General features: G+C 60.2%; 14 protein-coding genes. 8 read left to right on the forward strand and 6 right to left on the reverse strand.

What is annotated here, in order from left to right:
* Nucleotides 1-25: 25 nt before the first annotated feature.
* A complete protein-coding gene (locus GWL_RS15355) occupies nt 26-1159 on the reverse strand; it encodes a sigma-54-dependent Fis family transcriptional regulator (protein ID WP_008331829.1) in 1134 nt (377 codons plus the stop codon).
* A 190-nt stretch (nt 1160-1349) separates the two neighbouring features.
* Between GWL_RS15355 and GWL_RS15360 the strand changes: the two genes are divergently transcribed.
* The 4 genes from GWL_RS15360 to GWL_RS23435 all read left to right on the forward strand — a co-directional run bounded on the left by GWL_RS15360 (nt 1350) and on the right by GWL_RS23435 (nt 4738).
* On the forward strand, nt 1350-2288 hold the full coding sequence (locus tag GWL_RS15360) for a LysR family transcriptional regulator (protein WP_008331831.1): 939 nt from the start codon (nt 1350-1352) through the stop codon (nt 2286-2288).
* Between the two features lie 180 nt (nt 2289-2468).
* Nucleotides 2469-3047: a CHC2 zinc finger domain-containing protein gene (locus GWL_RS23070; protein WP_081486091.1), complete on the forward strand. Its 579-nt coding sequence runs from the start codon at nt 2469-2471 to the stop codon at nt 3045-3047.
* Nucleotides 3048-3244: 197 nt separating this feature from the next.
* Nucleotides 3245-3808: a hypothetical protein gene (locus GWL_RS15370; RefSeq protein ID WP_157174257.1), complete on the forward strand. Its 564-nt coding sequence runs from the start codon at nt 3245-3247 to the stop codon at nt 3806-3808.
* A gap of 174 nt (nt 3809-3982) precedes the next feature.
* Nucleotides 3983-4738 carry a hypothetical protein gene (locus tag GWL_RS23435; protein ID WP_157174258.1) on the forward strand — a complete coding sequence of 252 codons (756 nt, stop codon included), beginning with the start codon at nt 3983-3985 and terminating at the stop codon, nt 4736-4738.
* A 1011-nt stretch (nt 4739-5749) separates the two neighbouring features.
* Here the strand turns inward: GWL_RS23435 and GWL_RS15380 are convergent.
* The 4 genes from GWL_RS15380 to GWL_RS15395 form a co-directional block, all read right to left on the reverse strand.
* Nucleotides 5750-6550, reverse strand: a complete 801-nt coding sequence (locus GWL_RS15380; RefSeq protein WP_008331835.1) for an SDR family NAD(P)-dependent oxidoreductase — start codon at nt 6548-6550, stop codon at nt 5750-5752.
* 10 nt (nt 6551-6560) lie between these two features.
* Complete coding sequence (locus GWL_RS15385; protein ID WP_008331842.1) at nt 6561-7331, reverse strand: SDR family NAD(P)-dependent oxidoreductase; 771 nt, start codon at nt 7329-7331, stop codon at nt 6561-6563.
* Nucleotides 7332-7440: 109 nt separating this feature from the next.
* Entirely contained in the window at nt 7441-9324 is a 1884-nt protein-coding gene (locus GWL_RS15390) for a TRAP transporter large permease subunit (protein WP_008331844.1), read from the reverse strand.
* 103 nt (nt 9325-9427) lie between these two features.
* Nucleotides 9428-10462, reverse strand: a complete 1035-nt coding sequence (locus GWL_RS15395; RefSeq protein WP_034350964.1) for a TRAP transporter substrate-binding protein — start codon at nt 10460-10462, stop codon at nt 9428-9430.
* Nucleotides 10463-11226: 764 nt separating this feature from the next.
* Between GWL_RS15395 and GWL_RS15400 the strand changes: the two genes are divergently transcribed.
* The 4 genes from GWL_RS15400 to GWL_RS15415 all read left to right on the forward strand — a co-directional run bounded on the left by GWL_RS15400 (nt 11227) and on the right by GWL_RS15415 (nt 15157).
* Nucleotides 11227-12408 carry an acetyl-CoA acetyltransferase gene (locus GWL_RS15400; protein WP_008331847.1) on the forward strand — a complete coding sequence of 394 codons (1182 nt, stop codon included), beginning with the start codon at nt 11227-11229 and terminating at the stop codon, nt 12406-12408.
* Nucleotides 12409-12519: 111 nt separating this feature from the next.
* Nucleotides 12520-14136 carry an acyl-CoA synthetase gene (locus GWL_RS15405; RefSeq protein WP_255347973.1) on the forward strand — a complete coding sequence of 539 codons (1617 nt, stop codon included), beginning with the start codon at nt 12520-12522 and terminating at the stop codon, nt 14134-14136.
* Nucleotides 14133-14702: a hypothetical protein gene (locus GWL_RS15410; protein ID WP_008331849.1), complete on the forward strand. Its 570-nt coding sequence runs from the start codon at nt 14133-14135 to the stop codon at nt 14700-14702. The genes GWL_RS15405 and GWL_RS15410 overlap by 4 nt, the downstream gene beginning before the upstream one ends.
* Nucleotides 14703-14704: 2 nt before the next feature.
* Complete coding sequence (locus GWL_RS15415; protein WP_008331850.1) at nt 14705-15157, forward strand: PPC domain-containing DNA-binding protein; 453 nt, start codon at nt 14705-14707, stop codon at nt 15155-15157.
* Nucleotides 15158-15230: 73 nt separating this feature from the next.
* Here the strand turns inward: GWL_RS15415 and GWL_RS15420 are convergent, their stop codons facing one another.
* A complete protein-coding gene (locus tag GWL_RS15420) occupies nt 15231-16526 on the reverse strand; it encodes a dicarboxylate/amino acid:cation symporter (protein ID WP_008331851.1) in 1296 nt (431 codons plus the stop codon).
* Nucleotides 16527-16574: the final 48 nt, after the last annotated feature.

The raw sequence follows: 16574 nt of genomic DNA on the forward strand, positions 1-16574 counted from the left end.
TATTGATGAAATGGGTTCTAGCATTTCAGGCGACCGCATAGGCCGCGTGTGCAGGCATGGCCTGATCCCTGACATGCGGGATATCCAGCTGCCGCAACTTGCGATACAGCGAGGCGCGGCACATGCCCAACTGGCGTGAGGCTGCGGAAATGTTCCAACGGCTGCCGTTGAGGGCTTCGATGACGCGGGTGCGCTCATCGCGTCTGAGATCGGCAGGACCGCCCTGCCCCGGCGCCTCCAGTGCCATGCGCGAGGCCGGACGATGCAGGGGCAGCACCTGCGCCAGGCCGGCGGGCTGGAACTGCATCAATTCCTCCGGCAGGTCGCGCAGGGTGATGCGTCCCTCGTTCATGACGGCGCAGCTGTAACGGATCACGGCATGCAGCTGGCGCAGATTGCCCGGCCACGGATAGGCCAGCAGACGCTGCAGGACGGCGGGCTCGATCATGCTGTCCTGGACCGGATGGCCCAGCTCGTCGGCCATCATCTGCATCACCAGCGCGCGCCGGTCGCTGCGTTCGCGCAAGGCGGGCAGGCGCAATACGCCACCGGCAACGCGGTAATACAGGTCTTCCCGGAAGCGGCCATCGGCGATCAGGGTTTTCAAGTCCTGGTGCGTGGCGCAGATCAGTTGTACGTCCACCGGCACCGGGCGTTGTGCGCCCAGGGGCATCACTTCGCGTTCGGAGAGCACGCGTAGCAGGCGCGTTTGCAGCGCAAAGGGCATGTCGCCGATTTCATCGAGGAAGAGCGTGCCGCCATCGGCCTGTTGCACCTTGCCCTTCATCCCGCCGGGCAGCGCACCGGAGAAGGCGCCCTTGCAGTAGCCGAACAGTTCGCTTTCGGCCAGGCTCTCGGGGATCGAGGCGCAATTGACGGCGATCCAGTTGGCGCGACGGCGTGCGCTGTAGTCATGCAGGGCACGGGAGAGATATTCCTTGCCGGTCCCGGTCTCGCCCAGAATGAGCACGGGGATGCCGCGATCGATGAGGCGCTTGCCGCGTTCGACCAGATCGCCCATCAGGTCGTCGCCAGCGGCGAGCTGATCGATGTCGCGATAACGCGGCGCATGAGGCGCGCAAGTCGAATGGGCTGTGCCAGCCGGGATGGAGCAAACGTCACGATCAGGCAAGGGCTGCGCTACCGGGGTGGTCGGCATGATGGTCTCCTGTCTTGGACTGCTTTTTTATCGAGCCGGCATCCGCAGAACCGGTTCTTTATGCGCGGGAACCTGCCTGGGGCGGTCCCGGAAACGTGTCGCAATGGCACGTCTGCGGCAAAGAATAGCCAGTCCGACTCATGACTTCCAATACAATGTACAGACAGAATCAATACCTTGAAGGTATCAAATGATCGAATTGAGACATCTCACCTATTTCCGCACCGTAGCAGAAACCCTGCATTTCGGCCGCGCGGCGGAACTGCTGCACATCTCGCAACCGCCGCTGACACGGCAGATTGCGGCACTGGAGAAGGAGTTGGGAGCGCAATTGTTCGACCGCAGCAAACGCGCCATCCAGCTGACGGCGGCGGGCAAATATTTTTATCGCGACACCACAGAAATTTTCAAGGCCCTGGAACGGGCCAAGCGCAACGTGGCCTCTTCCAGCACGGGTATGAGCGGGGCGCTGAAGGTGGGGTTCATGATGTCCTCGGCCTACAACATCCTGCCAGCGGTGACGCGCCATTATTCGGCGGCCTATCCGGAGGTGGACATGCGCCTGAGCGAATACGTGCCCAACCTGCTGGCCACTGACATTGAGGATGAGAAAATCGATGTGGGCATCATGTATCGCCCCGAGGATTGCCGCCGGCTCGACAGCCACACCATCTACGCCGAACCCTTGCTGGCGGTGCTGCCGCGTGGGCATCGCCTGGCCGACAAAGCCGCGATCTCGGCCGCCGAGCTGGCCGAGGATGCCTTCATCAGCATTCCGCGCCCGATTGCGCCGGTGGTGTATGACCTGATCCGGCAGCATTGCCAGCTGCATGGCTTCCGTCCGCGCATCGTGCTGGAGACCAACCTGCAGCAGACCATCGTCAACCTGGTCGGCGAAGGGCTGGGGGTGGCGCTGGTACCGACCTCGATGCAGGCCATGCACCTGGACACCACGGTCTTCAAGCCGCTCATCGGTGCGCCGACGGTGGAGGTGGCGGTGATCTGGAACCGCGAGAATACCAATCCCTGCATACGGACCTTTGCACAGACGGCGGTGGAGGTTTGGCAGGCAATGCAGTCGGTTAATCAGGGGGCGGGCGCGTTTGGGGATTTCGTTGTCCAGCCCTAGTTAGTTTCTTCGATTAGTACGCTACATGAATTTGCCCCGCGTCACATGAGCAACGAAGAAATTCGGAGGTTTAGGTGGGCGTCACGTGCGACAGATGTGACAGAATGTCAAAAAATGGTAGCTTGTTCATTAAAGAACTTAATAGTTACTTAAAAGCAAATCAAAAAATTGGGGAATTCCGTGGATCGATACGATATCAGTGAGCTTCTTACCAAAGTTTCTTTAGAGGACGTGGTAAGCCGGCTGGGGATAAGAACTGAGCAACGCGGCGCACAGCTCCGTGCGCTTTGTCCATTTCACCAAGATACTCGTCCATCGCTGAATCTCTATGGAGCTGATGGAGTCTCCCCCGCTCATTTTCATTGCTTCGCTTGCGATGCTCACGGTACCGCTATTGACCTAGTAAAGAAAGTTGAGGGCCTTGATTTTTTACCTGCGGTGGAATGGCTCGCCCAGCAATATGGTCTTAAGCCTCTTCGCCAGAAGGCTAGGCAGCAGGGCGAGCGAAAAACGATTAACCAGACCGCGCTGGACTTTGCTTTACGCACTTTCGATGCACAGCACGATGCCGATCATTTCAGGTCGTGGTGTACAGATCGCTCCTTTAGTGATGAATTCCTTTACTGCCAAGGATTACGCTGCGTCAAGCGAGGCGTTTTGGTGGAGGCATTGCAGAGCAAGGACATATCCTCGGCGACTTACCCCCCGGGCGCGCGGAAGACTGGGTACAGGACGACACTCTTGCCGTATTCCCTCTAATCCGTGACAGGGCATGGATTCCGACTTTGGCTGAGCCTCCTTTCGACGCTGACCCGCCAGAGGAGGATCCCACGCTCTCGGCAGACCGACCACCCGAATATCTATTTGGCAAGGATGCGATACTGCATCGCAACATGCGAGTCTTGTCTCCCATAAACCTACGGGTATGGGATAAGGCTAAGTGGAAGGGGACAGGCGTGGCACTTCCGCAGGCCCCAGGGGAATTAGTACCCCCAATTATGGCGCTTGCATTCGAGAACTTCGATGCGGGGCAGAAAATTTTTCGCGGATGGCGTAAAAAAGTGGGGGCGGTAACTCAGGATGGATGGCTGAGCGTGACTATTATCACGGGTATCCGGCGTGATAGCCCATTACACTATCGCGTAGCAATTGGTATCAGCGAGTCTTATATGAAGGCCGCAACGGATGACAATCGTGTGCTGGCCATGGTCTACCGGATACATGATATGACGCCTTCATCTAGTCGCAATCTAGACGTTCTGCAAGAACACTTCCGACGCGCTGGCTCCGTCTTCCTGATCCCCGTGGCATTCAATCCTGTATCGCCAGATATCGAGATGACAAGCAAGAATTTCGATTTAGGTATCAAGCTTTCCCACTTGCAGTTCATTCCGGCATGGAAAGTTAGCGAAAATTCGCCATTGGTCTCGGCCATGAGCGGCATTACTGATCCCGTGCTTCCATCGGGAGTGACCGATGCCCCCTTTTTACAAGCTCTCGAACGTCTCAAACGAAATTAGTGACTCGTCTTCATAGATTGTTTCGTTAAGTCAGGACGCATTATTTGATCGAGCGAACTTGCTATGTGGTCCGACAATATTCTGAGTAACTACCGTGGAATTGTTCCCCGCAACGAAGATTCATTTGAAGTGACGGCGTTGTTCTTCTTGCCACATCGAAAGTAGGCTTAATCTATGCGAAAAGCATGTCACCCCGATACTAATAAACGAATAACTGTTCCCGAATATATTCGTGATTTCGGAAATGACGCAGTTGAAACACATGAGCAAGTCACATGTCCCGTTTGCAAACAACGTTTAAATATCGTCGCTCCATCAACTGTTGATTCCGTGGGACATTTCGCGCATAGGCGAAATTCAGGTTACTGCCCTACAAAAAATAAAGCTGCAGCGCCCTACGTTGGGCTTCATCCCCATCACCCGGATCCAGAAGCTGCCAATAGGATAAAGACAATCTTCTTACAGAATTGGCAGAAACATTTCAAAATGCTCGATTGGCTAGTTAAGGGACTCGCGGTCGATGAATTTATTAGCGTGCTTCGAGCTGCCAATGAAGAAAGAATATGGGAGTACGCACAACTCAGAGAATTTCAATTGCCGTACATTTTTGCAACTCTGATGGATTTCCCTCCGAGTCATAGTTACAGGGAAAAAGATGGCTCGCCCGCGAGGAAGAATTGGTTCCGCTGCTGGTTTGATGCAACGGTACAGCGTTACGATGATCTTTGGATTCATCGACAAGAGCCACTGATGTTTTGGCGTGCTTGGTACGAACTCCCTGAGGGAAAAAAGAAGCCAAGATCGGAAGATCTGCTTGACTCGTATGGAATGGAGTTGAACAGCGACTTCCTGAATCGGGACGTGACGTTATTTCCATTTATAGAAAACAAAATCACGCGATGGCTTGAACGGAATGTTCAAGTGAGTTGAAAAGTAGCTTCATGCAGAGGTCGGGAAATTCGCGATTTATACTCGAACCTGACGACCATGAGACTTCAATTGGTACCGCATTGAAAGATAGGCGATCAATAGCTATACCCGCTCGGTGAGCGAGATTTTCTGACCAACCTTCTGTAAGCAATTTTTCGACATCAGGGAAGTCTTTGCTAGAGCATATCCATGCTCTTAACCCGATATGCGCTGGATTTTTCTCCGCACTTGTCTTCCACTCCAATTCCGAATTCTCAATCTTCAATATGCGCTCGCATGCTTTTATAAAGTCGTCATGGGTGCAAGGAAACGGTAAGAGGTCATAGCGGCATTGAGATCTGCCGGGGCGCGCCTTCGATTCTGAAATTGCCGGAAATCGCAGGCACAGCCTGCGCGCCATACGGACTGGCCACGGCATAGCGGACCGGATAGATCAGCAAGCCTTTTTTGTCGCAATAACTGCATGTCAACATCGCTGCGTTCCTGTTGAATCATCAGTCCCTCCGGCACTTGACCAGTACAGGCTGAAAAGAAAAACGCAGATGTTTGCATGACGACATGCTCACGTCTGTTGAAATACTACGAGAAATCCCAAGCATTTAGGGCCTGTTCACATTAAATTTGCGAGATGCGTTGCCCCCAGAAGGCGTGCTGGCAAGACGCGCGTCAGGGCTGGTGGTGGTGCCCACCAGCCCTGACGTGCAACGCGGCCAGCGCGCCTTCTGGGGGCAACCCTCCGGGAGAGGCCGCCAAGCGTCGCCTGCCGTTGTTGCAGCTCCTTGCCGTGGCACCACCACGGCGCGTCGCTGCGCCTAGGCAGTCAACGCTTGGCGACCTCTCGCACTCGCAGATTTAATGTGAACAGGCCCTAATGTTGAGCACACGCAGTCGGCCAATATGCTCAGAAGAAAAAAACCCGGACGCTCTTGGACGCCCGGGCATCAAACCGCGGCAGGTCGGCTTCCACGCCCGCCTGTCCGTGGTCAACAAACAAATGTCACACCCGGCGGCTCACCCCGCACAGCGCAGCGACAGGCCACCATCGACGATCATGTCCAGCCCCGTGATGTAGCGCGCGTTGTCGGAAGCGAGGAACAGCGCGGCATGCGCCACATCCCAGGCATCCCCCATGAAGCCCATCGGACACTGTGCATTGCGCCTGGCGCGCATCTCTTCGACATCGCCGCCATAGGAGGCCTTGAGCGGTTCGCGGATCATGGGCGTATCCATCATGCCGGGCAGCACGCAATTGGCGCGGATGCCCATGGGCGCATACTGCATCGCCACGTTCTTGGTGAAGGCGAGGATGGCCGCCTTGGTCGCGGTATAACCCAGGTAGGGAAAACCGATCCAGCGCAAGGCCGCCAGCGACGAGATATTGACGATGGCCCCCTTGCCCTGCCGCTCCATGATCGGCAGCACATGCTTGTGCGTCAGGAACAGGCTGGTCTGGTTGACCGCCACCAGCCGGTTCCAGCTCTCTTCACTGGTTTCCACCGGGCCGCCCACCTCGGCGATGCCCACATTGTTGTGCAGCACGTCGACCCGACCGAAATGATCCATGGCCGCCTCCGCCATGGCCTTCACATCAGCACTGCGCGAGACATCGGCGGCCAGCACTTCACACACGCCCCCCTCGCTGCGGATGATGTCTTGCGTCTGCATGGCGGCCTCGATGCTGCGGTCCACCGCCAGCACCCGCCCGCCCTCGCGCGCATACAGCACGGCGGCAGCCTTGCCATTGCCCCAGCCCGCGCCGACCGAACCGGCGCCGGTGACGATGATGGCCTTGCCTTGCATGAGCTTGTCCATGCACGTCCCCTCAGATTTCCAGTACGCCGCCGGCGACGAAGCCCCCATCGACCGGTATCACGTGGCCGGTGATATAGGCTGATTCTTCAGCGGCCAGATAACAGACGGCCGAGGCGATCTCATCGGTTGTGCCATAACGGCGCATGGGGACCAGGCGATAGTAGCTCTGGCGCGTCTGCTCCGAGTGCATGGCCTGGGTCATGGGCGTATCGACCGGACCGGGCGCAACGCTGTTGACGGTGATGCCGTATTGCGCCAGCTCGATGGCCATCTGGCGCGTCAGTCCGATGACGGCGGCCTTGGAGGTGCCATAGGCGGTGCGCCCGGCGCCCGCACGAATGCCCGAGATGGACGAGATATTGACGATGCGTCCCCATCCTTGCCTGAGCATCAGACGCGCCGCCTGCTGGCCTGCCAGCAGCACGCCGGTGACGTTGACGTTCATGGTCTGCAACCAGTTCTCCAGCGGATAGTCGAGGAAGGAATAGGTGCGTGCCACGCCGGCATTGTTGACCAGCACGTCGCAGCGCCCATAGTCCTTCTCGATGTGGGCGAAGGCCTGCGCAATCGACTCGGGGCTGCCGAGATCCATTTGCAGCGGGGCCGCCCGATGGCCGGCGGCCACCAGTGCGTCGGCGGTCTGGGTGGCCGCCTCCAGGTTGATGTCAGCGACCAGGACGATGTGCCCTTTGGCCGCGAGTTGTTGCGAAATGCTGGCGCCGATGCCCATGGCTCCGCCCGTCACGAGCGCCACGCGGGCGCCGCTCTCATTGCGATTCATATTGTCTCCGTGGATTGGGACGGCCCCGCAAGGAGGTGGGGCCGCCGTTTTTAATTAGGGCAGGTCAATCATGGAAGCTTCCCGATCGCTCGCACGACTGGTGAGGGGATCAGAGGAAACCGATGGAAATCCAGGGCACGAAGGCCACCACCAGAAGCGCCACCACCAGCGCGGCCAGATAGCCCCAGACCCGGTTGAAGACGCCGTCCGGCGACACCTTGCCGATGGCGCAGGCGGCATAGAAGCCCACACCGAAGGGCGGTGCGAACAGGCCGATGCCCATGGACAGGATCACCACCATCGCGTAGTGCACGTCATGCACCCCCAGCGAACGTGCCACCGGGAACAGCAGCGGCCCGAACAGCACGATGGCGGGAATGCCTTCCAGCAAACTGCCCAGCACGATGAAGATGACGATGGTGATCAAGAGGAACCCGACCCCGCCTCCCGGCACGCCCTGCATCAGACCCACCAGCTTGGCCGAGAAGCCCGACTGCGTGAGCGCCCAGGCCATCGCGGTGGCCATGCCGATGATGAGCAGGATCGCACCCGACAAGGCGGCGGACTCGACCAGCATCGGATAGAGACGCCTGAAGTTCAGGTGCTTCATGAACAGGTGCATGATCAGCCCGACCACTACCGTATAGGCCACGCCGATGGTGGCCACTTCGGTGGCCGTGGCGACCCCCTCGATGACGGCCACGCGGATCAGCATGGGCAGCGCCAGCGCCGGCAGCGCGGTGATCAGGGTCTTGAGGATGAGCGAGACCGGGGCGCGCTTGACATCCGGCATCGGCTCGCGGCGCGCACGCATCCAGCACACCACGGCGATGGCGATGGTGGCGATGGCCGCCGGCATGAGGCCACCGATGAACAGTGCCGTGATCGATACGCTGCAGACAGCGCCGATGGTGATCAACACCAGGCTGGGCGGAATGGTCTCGGTCATGGCGCCGGAGGACGAGAGCAGTGCCACCAGTTCTTCCGGCTTGGAGCCGCGCTTCTTCATCTCGGGGAACAGCGCCGGAGCAATGGCCGCCATGTCCGCCGCCTTGGAACCGGAAATGCCGGAGACCAGGAACATCGCGCCCAGCAGCACGTATTGCAGGCCGCCGCGCACGTGGCCCAGCAGCGCGGCCATGAAGTCGATCAAGGTCTTGGCCAGGCCCGACATTTCCAGCAACGACCCGAGCAGCACGAACAGCGGCACCGACAACAGGATCAGGCTGGACATGCCTTCGTCCATGCGGCTGACCACGATCATCAGCGGTGCCGTCGTGGCCAGCGCCAGGTACGCCATGGTGGCCGTGCCGAAGGCAAAGGCAATGGGGATGCCGCCGGCCACGCATACACCAATGAGCAACACGAAGAACACGATCAGGTTGTAATTGCCCATGCCCAGCAGCATGGGCTTGGCCAGCCACAGTGCGCCACCGATCACGGCCACCACGGCCAGCGCCGACAGCAGCAGGCGCATCGTGGTCATGGCCGCCATGCGCGAGACCGCCGCCAGCAGCATCAGGATGGCGCCGACCGGCAAGGCTGCCGCGCGCAGGCCGTCGGGAATTTCCAGGGCCGGTGTGGTGATGGGCATCTGTTCCACCGCGTGGTCCACGGCGGGATGGATCACCATCAGCACGAAGATGCAGACCACCAGCGCGGCCACCGTTTCCAGCCAGATGCGGCCCTTCTCGGAACATTTGTTGATGATGGCGGTGAGCCGCATGTGCTCGCCGCGATCCAGCGCCAGCACCGCGCCCAGCATCGACAACCAGATGAAGAGAATCGAGGCCAGTTCATCGGACCATACCAGGGGATCATGCAGGGCATAGCGGTAGATCACGCCCGTGAGCAGCACCACGGTCTCGGCCAGCACCAGGGCCGCCGCCACCGCGCCGACCACGTGCATCACCATGCGATTGAATGCGACCAGGGCGCGCGCTGCCGGGTTCATGTTGACCGGGGCGCGGTAAGTCATTGCAGCTTCCATCATCAAGCTCCAGCGAAATGGATTCAGGGCGACAGGGACAGCATCGGCGATGCCGCCCCCATCGCACCGGGGCTCATGCCTTCACGAGCCCCGGCGAACGGGCCATTCAGGCCAGCTTGCCGGTGTACTTCTCCAGCAGGGCCCAGGGCTCGTCGCCGAACTTCTTCTTCCACTCGGCATAGAAGCCGGCCGCGCGCAGCTTGGCGCGGAAGGAATCGGCATCGGCATTGTTGAAGGCCAGGCCTTTGCCCTTCATTTCGTCGACCAGCGAATCATTGAGCTTGCGCACGTCGACGCGCTGGTTCATGCCGGCTTCGTTGATGACGCGCGCCATCATCTCCTGCAGATCCTTGGGCAGACGTTCGAAGGATTTCTTGTTGCCCAGGAACCAGAAACCATCCCACATGTGGTTGGTGATGGAGCAGTACTTCTGTACTTCGTAGAGCTTGGCGGTGGAGATGATGGCCATGGGGTTTTCCTGGCCTTCCACGATCTTGGTCTGCAGGGCCGAATAGACTTCGGCGAAGTTGATCGAGGTCGGCGCCGCATCGAAGGCCTTGAACATCGAGGTCCACAGCGGGCTCGGCGGTACCCGCAGTTTCATGCCCTTGAGGTCGTCGGCGGTCTTGATGGGCTTGGTGCTGTTGGTGATCTGGCGATAGCCGTTGTCCCAGATCTTCTCGAAGGCGAACAGCGTGGAGCGGGCTTCGATCTGCTTGCGTACGTGTGCGCCCAGTTCGCCATCCATGGCGGGCCAGACCTGGCTGTAATCCTTGAAGGCAAAACCGATGCCGGAAATCTGCGCAGCAGGCACCAGCGTACCCAGAATCAGCGGCGAGAGCGTGAAGAAATCAATGGCACCGGCACGCACCTGCGAGAGCATGTCGGTGTCGGTACCCAGCTGGTTGTTGGGGTAGAGCTGCAGTTCGATGCGGCCCTTGGATTGTTCCGCGATGGCGGCGGCCATTTCCTTGGCGCGCGCATTCATCGGGTGAGTGACCGGCAGATTGTTGGCGTACTTGAAGGTGAACTCGGCCGCATGGGCCGACGTCGATACCAGGCCGGTAGCGGCAGCCGCCGAAGCGACCGAGGCGGTCTTCAAAAAATGGCGGCGCGTGAACTTGCCAGTGGATTGTTCCATCTGCTTGTCTCCTGTTTGTCTGTTTGTAATTTTGAACATTGCTGAATCCGGCACGACCACACAGGGCCGCCAGATCGGGCGTGCAGCTCCCTGTGCCGGGTGGTCAACACTGCCTGTGCAGCGATAGAGCAAGTTGGATGCCAAGCCCCCCGATGCTCCCGCGGCGGCGTGGCAGTGTCCCCTCCTCATCGGCACTGCGCCTGTATTCTCTGCGATAAGGGCGGCCCAGTACAAGCACGCAATCACGCTGGCCGACATTTATTTGTACGCATCCTTGCTGCGACACCTGTCGCAGGACTGTCGCTACAGTGTCGCAACCGTCGACACCTGTGCATGCTGCCCACCGGCAACAAACGCTTCTGCCTGGCTGCTGCAGCGCAATGATTTACGTTAACGTAAAGTACGTGCTATCTTCACGCGGTCGGTGGAGGCTGCCCTGTCCGCTCCGGTTTTTCCCGCATGTCGGGAATGAGAGGAAGGGCCTGACGGACACCTCAGCCCCCATCAACATCAACAACAAAGCGAGACCCGGCGCGGCTTTGCGCCGGACCGCCCAGGAGACGGGCAAGATGCAGGCCGGCGCATGGCAGCGGTTGGGCCGGCAACGGTTGCGCGATGCCCAGGCCAGGGATGCTCGACACCGGCTGCATGCGGTGAGGCGAGCGGTCCTGCGCGTGGCACCGATTTTGCATATTGCCCCTGTGTGTAACAACGGAGCGCCCCTGCTCCATCGACCCCGTCCAAGACGGAAACAAGGACACCCCATGACTGTTTCTGCATCCTCACCCTGCATCACCGGCTGGAACCATTCGCAATTCGGCAAGCTCGACGGCATCGATCCGGAAGTGCTGATCGGCCAGGTCGCCAAGGCCGCCATCGAGCACGCGGGACTGCAACCGGAAGACATCGATTCGATCCACTTCGGCACCTTCAATGCCGGTTTCCTGTACCAGGACTTTCCTTCCTCGCTGGTCATGAACACGCTGCCGCAACTGCGCTTCAAGCCGGCCACGCGCCTGGAGAATGCCTGCGCCACCGGATCGGCGGCCATCCATTCGGGCCTGCAGGCGATCAAGGCCGGGCAATCGAAGCACGTGCTGGTGATCGGCTTCGAGAAGATGACCGAGCTGGCCACACCGCAGGTGGGCGAGGTGCTGCTCAAGGCCTGCTACGCCAAGGAAGAAGCGGGCATCCCGGGCGGTTTTGCGGGCGTCTTCGGCAAGATCGCGCAGAGCTACTTTGACCGCTTCGGCGACCAGTCCGACGCGCTGGCGCAGATCGCGGCCAAGAATCACAAGAACGGCATGGTCAATCCCTACGCCCACATGCGCAAGGATTTCGGCTTCGAGTTCTGCCGCACGGTCTCCGAGAAAAATCCCTTCGTGGCCGGACCGCTCAAGCGCACCGACTGCTCGCTCATTTCCGATGGTGCCGCCGCCCTGGTCATCAGCGCCGCCGATGTGGCCAGGTCCATGCCGCGTGCCGTGCAGTTCCGGGCAGCGGTGCATGTCAATGATTTCCTGCCGCTGTCGCGTCGCGACCCGACCCGCTTCGAAGCGGCCGAGCTGGCCTGGAAAAAAGCGCTGGGTGAGGCCAGCCTGAGCCTCAATGATCTGTCGCTGGTGGAAACGCACGACTGCTTCACCGTGGCCGAGTTGCTGGAATACGAAGCCATGGGCCTGGCCCCGCACGGCCAGGGCGCGCGCGTGATTGCCGAAGGCATCACCGCCAAGGACGGCAAGCTGCCGGTCAATCCCTCGGGCGGGCTGAAGTCCAAGGGCCATCCGGTCGGCGCTACCGGGGTGTCGATGCACGTGATGGCAGCCATGCAGGCGTCCCATGATGCGGGTGACATGCAGATTGCCAATGCGCGCTATGCCGGTGTGTTCAACATGGGCGGTGCGGCCGTGGCCAACTATGTGAGCATTCTGGAGCGTGTGAACTAAAAGCGCATGTGATGCGTCGGCGCGCCGTCCAGCCGTGAGCTGGCGGCGCGCCACATGAAGTAATGTGCAAAAAAACGAGAACAAGACAGCACGCCAATTTCCTTTAGAAAAATCGGGACGAGTGAGACGATGTTAAGCAAAGTGATGAACCTGGGCCGCCTGCTCTCGGATGTGGCGCGCCGCTTTCCGGAAGAGCCGGGACTGATCCTGGCACAAGGCGCCGCCGATGGCAGTGACCGCCTGATCTGCTGGCGCGAGATCAATGCCCGCGTCGATGCGCTGGCGCACGCCCTCACCCGTCGTGGCGTCAAGAAGGGCGACAAGATGCTGGTCCACTCACGCAACAACCAGCAGATCTTCGAGAGTGCCTGGGCCGCCTTCAAGATGGGCGTGGTCTGGGTGCCGACCAATTTCCGCATCACGCCGCCCGAGGCCGCTTATCTGGGCCAGTCCAGCGGCGCCTGCGTGATGCTGTATGACCGTGGTTTCGCGCAGTATGTCGACGCGGTGAAATCCGCCTCGCCGGCACTCGAACACGTGGTGGCCCTGGCCGACGCGCGGCCGGGCGAACTCGATTACGAAGCGCTGGTGGCCGATGGCAGCGGCGAGTCCTTCCCCGAGGCCGAAGTCGATTACGACGATCCGCTCTGGTTCTTCTACACCTCCGGCACCACGGGTAATCCCAAGGCGGGGATGCTCTCGCATGGCCAGATGGCCTTCGTGGTCACCAATCACCTGGCCGACCTGATGCCGGGCCTCACGCATCAATCGCGCTCGCTGGTAGTGGCACCGCTGTCGCACGGCGCAGGCGTGCATGCAGTGGTCAATACCGCACGCGGTGCGGCCAGCATCCTGCTTTCGTCCGAACGGCTGGTGGTCGAGGAAGCCTGGCAGCTGGTGGAGAAATACCAGGTGGACAATCTCTTCACGGTGCCCACCATCGTCAAGATCCTGGTCGAGGATGAGTCCGTCGACCGCTACGACCACAGCTCGCTGAAACACGTCATCTATGCCGGCGCGCCCATGTATCGCGCCGACCAGGTCCACGCATTGAAGAAGCTGGGCAAGGTGCTGGTGCAGTATTACGGCCTGGGCGAAGTGACCGGCAACATCACCTTCCTGCCGCCTTACCTGCACTTCGAGGATGACGCCCATCCGCAGGCGCGCGTCGGGACCTGCGGCATGCCGCGCACCGGCATGCAGATCGCCATCCTCAATGACGACGGCCAGGAACTGGCCCCCTTCGAGACCGGCGAAATCTGCGTGCGCGGACCGGCCGTCTTCATGGGCTATCACAACAATCCCGAGGCCAATGCCAAGGCCTTCAAGCATGACTGGTTCCATACCGGCGACCTCGGGCATGTGGACCGGGATGGCTTCCTCTACATCACCGGACGCTCTTCGGACATGTACATCTCGGGCGGCTCCAACGTCTATCCGCGCGAGATCGAGGAAGCGCTGCTGACGCACCCGGCGGTCTCCGAAGTGGCCGTGCTGGGCGTGCCCGATCCCAAGTGGGGCGAAAGCGGGCTGGCGGTGATCGTCTGCAAGGCAGGACAGCAGGTCGATGGCGAAGCCTTGTTGGCGCATCTGGAGACACGCATCGGCAAGTACAAGTGGCCACGTCGTTTCGTCTACTGGGACAGCATGCCCAAGTCGGGCTACGGCAAGATCGTCAAGAAACAGATCAAGGCGCTGCTGGAAGAGCAAGGCGACTACCGTCTATGAAACTCTCCAGCAAACCTGGCGAGACCACGGCCAGCGCCGGTTTCCTGGCGGTGCGCAAATTCCTTCATGCAGGCCAGCCGAGCTATCCGCGCACGCTGGACCTGGAGGCCGACCCCGCCGAGGAACTTCGTATCACCCTGCAACCCGGCACCCCGGTCGGCCCGGCCTTGCGCCGCGTGCTGGCACGCTATGGCCAGCGCGGCGGCGTCGGGCGGCTGTGCGGCGGGACCGCGCGACGCCTGCATTACCACCGCATCGAACAGACCGGCGACGCCAGCCGGCCTTATGACTATGGACCACCGCATGTATTGGAAGGCGTCATCAGCTTCGTGACCGGCGCCATCACCATCGGCCAGAACGCCGACGGAAAAGTTTTACTGCATTGCCACTCAGGTTTCATCGATGGCGATGGTACGCTGCATGGCGGCCATCTGCTGCTCGACACGGTGGAGGTGGGCGACGATCCGCTCATCCTGCGCCTGTGCCTGTTTTCCCGCAGCGCCTTCGTCGTCAACAGCGATGAAGAGACGCACTTCAGTCTATTGCATCCGACACCCATGGAATGATGATGACGCTCCCCGCCCATGACAGCGACTCCCTTGACGACCACATCCACGTAGAACAGGGCCAGCTCGGCAAGCTGGTGATGGCCCGCCTCAAACCCAACCAGGACCTCACCGAAAGCGTGGAAGCGCTGTGCCGCCAGCACGGCATGGACAAGGCCATCGTGCGGGGCGCCATCGGCAGCCTCATCGATGCCCATCTGCAATACGCCACGCCGACCGGTCTGCGCGAGATGGAGATCAACGGGCCGGGGGTGGAAATCCTCAATGTGTTCGGTGAAATCGGATTTGCCGATGGACCTGCCAGCGCGCATCCGCTGCAAGGCGTGGTGGCCGATACGGAGGGGCGCATCTTTGCCGGTCGCTTCGTGCGCGGTGCCAATCTCTCTTTCATCACCATCGAGATCACCTTGCAGGAATGGATTGCGGTCAAGCAATCCGAAGCGCTGCCGGCCTGAATCACTTTCCTTGCTCCCATGAAAAATGCCGCCCGGCTCATCACCTGGCGGCATTGTTCAAACCTTGAGCTAATCAGGCTTCCGTATGCAGCGTGGCTTCGGCTTCCTGTTCGATCTCGACTTCGGCGCGGGCCGCTTCTTCTTCGCTGAGCAGACCGCCTTCCCACTTGGCCACTACGGCCGAGGCAATCGAGTTGCCCACCGCATTGGTGGCCGAACGGCCCATGTCGAGGAAGGTATCGATGCCCAGGATCACCAAGAGGCCCGCTTCCGGAATGTTGAACTGGTGCAGGGTCGCGGCAATCACCACCAGCGAAGCGCGCGGCACGCCGGCGATGCCCTTGGAGGTCAGCATGAGCACCAGCATCATGGTGATCTGGGTGGAGATGGGCATGTGGATGCCATAGGCCTGGGCGATGAAGAGCGTGGCGAAGGTGCAGTAGATCATCGAACCATCGAGGTTGAAGGAATACCCCATCGGCATGACGAAGCTGGAAATCTTGCGCTTGACGCCGAACCGATCCAGCGCATCCAGCAGCTTGGGATAGGCCGCTTCCGAGCTGGCGGTGGCGAAGGCCAGCAGGAAGGCTTCCTTGATCAGGGCCAGCAGATGGAAGATGCGCTTCTTCAGGAACACGAAGCCCACCGCAATGAGCAGCAACCACAGCAGCACCAGCGAGAAATAGAAGTCACGCATGAAGACCGCGAAACTGACCAGGATGTCCAGGCCATTGACGGCAACCGTTGCCGCCATGGCGGCAAACACGGCCACGGGTGCGAACTTCATGACGTAGACCGTGATCTTGAGCATGGTGTGCGAGAGGTCGTCGATGACGGCCAGCAGGTGCTTGCCACGCTCCCCCAGGGCCGCCAGGGCGATGCCAAAGAACATCGAGAACACCACCACCTGCAGGATTTCGTTCTGCGCCATGGCTTCCACAATCGACTTGGGTACCAGGTGGTTGAAGAATTCCTTGACCGTGAACTTGCCGGTGGCCAGGCCCGCACCGGCAGCATCCGGCGAAGGCAGCGCCACGCCGGCACCCGGTTGCAGCAGGTTGGCCATGATCATGCCCAGCGCCAGCGAGACCAGCGAGGCGATGAAGAACCAGGCCAGCGACTTGCCGAAGATGCGGCCCACCGACTTGGCATCGCCCATATGGGCGATGCCCACCACCAGGGTCGAGAACACCAGCGGTGCGATGACCATCTTGATGAGGCGCAGGAACAGGTCCGAGGCAATCGAGACGTAGCCGGCCAACTCCTTGGCCTCATCCTTGCCGTAGTGATTGAAAATCAGATAGCCGACCAGGATGCCCAGCAGCATGGCGGCAAAAATGTAGGCGGCTTGTGGAATGCGTTTGTTCATGTGTTCTCCTGCCCTCGCTCGCCACCGGCACCAGGTACCGGTGAGAGG

It is taken from the genome of Herbaspirillum sp. GW103 (genome assembly GCF_000261365.1).
GTDB lineage: Bacteria > Pseudomonadota > Gammaproteobacteria > Burkholderiales > Burkholderiaceae_D > Herbaspirillum.

Coding starts and splice junctions, on each gene's coding strand:
- GWL_RS15415 (WP_008331850.1), top strand. CDS start 14,705: ATGACGCTCCCCGCCCATGACAGCGACTCCCTTGACGACCACATCCAC.
- GWL_RS23435 (WP_157174258.1), top strand. CDS start 3,983: ATGCGAAAAGCATGTCACCCCGATACTAATAAACGAATAACTGTTCCC.
- GWL_RS15385 (WP_008331842.1), bottom strand. CDS start 7,331: ATGAATCGCAATGAGAGCGGCGCCCGCGTGGCGCTCGTGACGGGCGGA.
- GWL_RS15395 (WP_034350964.1), bottom strand. CDS start 10,462: ATGGAACAATCCACTGGCAAGTTCACGCGCCGCCATTTTTTGAAGACC.
- GWL_RS15380 (WP_008331835.1), bottom strand. CDS start 6,550: ATGGACAAGCTCATGCAAGGCAAGGCCATCATCGTCACCGGCGCCGGT.
- GWL_RS15390 (WP_008331844.1), bottom strand. CDS start 9,324: ATGATGGAAGCTGCAATGACTTACCGCGCCCCGGTCAACATGAACCCG.
- GWL_RS15355 (WP_008331829.1), bottom strand. CDS start 1,159: ATGCCGACCACCCCGGTAGCGCAGCCCTTGCCTGATCGTGACGTTTGC.
- GWL_RS15410 (WP_008331849.1), top strand. CDS start 14,133: ATGAAACTCTCCAGCAAACCTGGCGAGACCACGGCCAGCGCCGGTTTC.
- GWL_RS15360 (WP_008331831.1), top strand. CDS start 1,350: ATGATCGAATTGAGACATCTCACCTATTTCCGCACCGTAGCAGAAACC.
- GWL_RS15400 (WP_008331847.1), top strand. CDS start 11,227: ATGACTGTTTCTGCATCCTCACCCTGCATCACCGGCTGGAACCATTCG.
- GWL_RS15420 (WP_008331851.1), bottom strand. CDS start 16,526: ATGAACAAACGCATTCCACAAGCCGCCTACATTTTTGCCGCCATGCTG.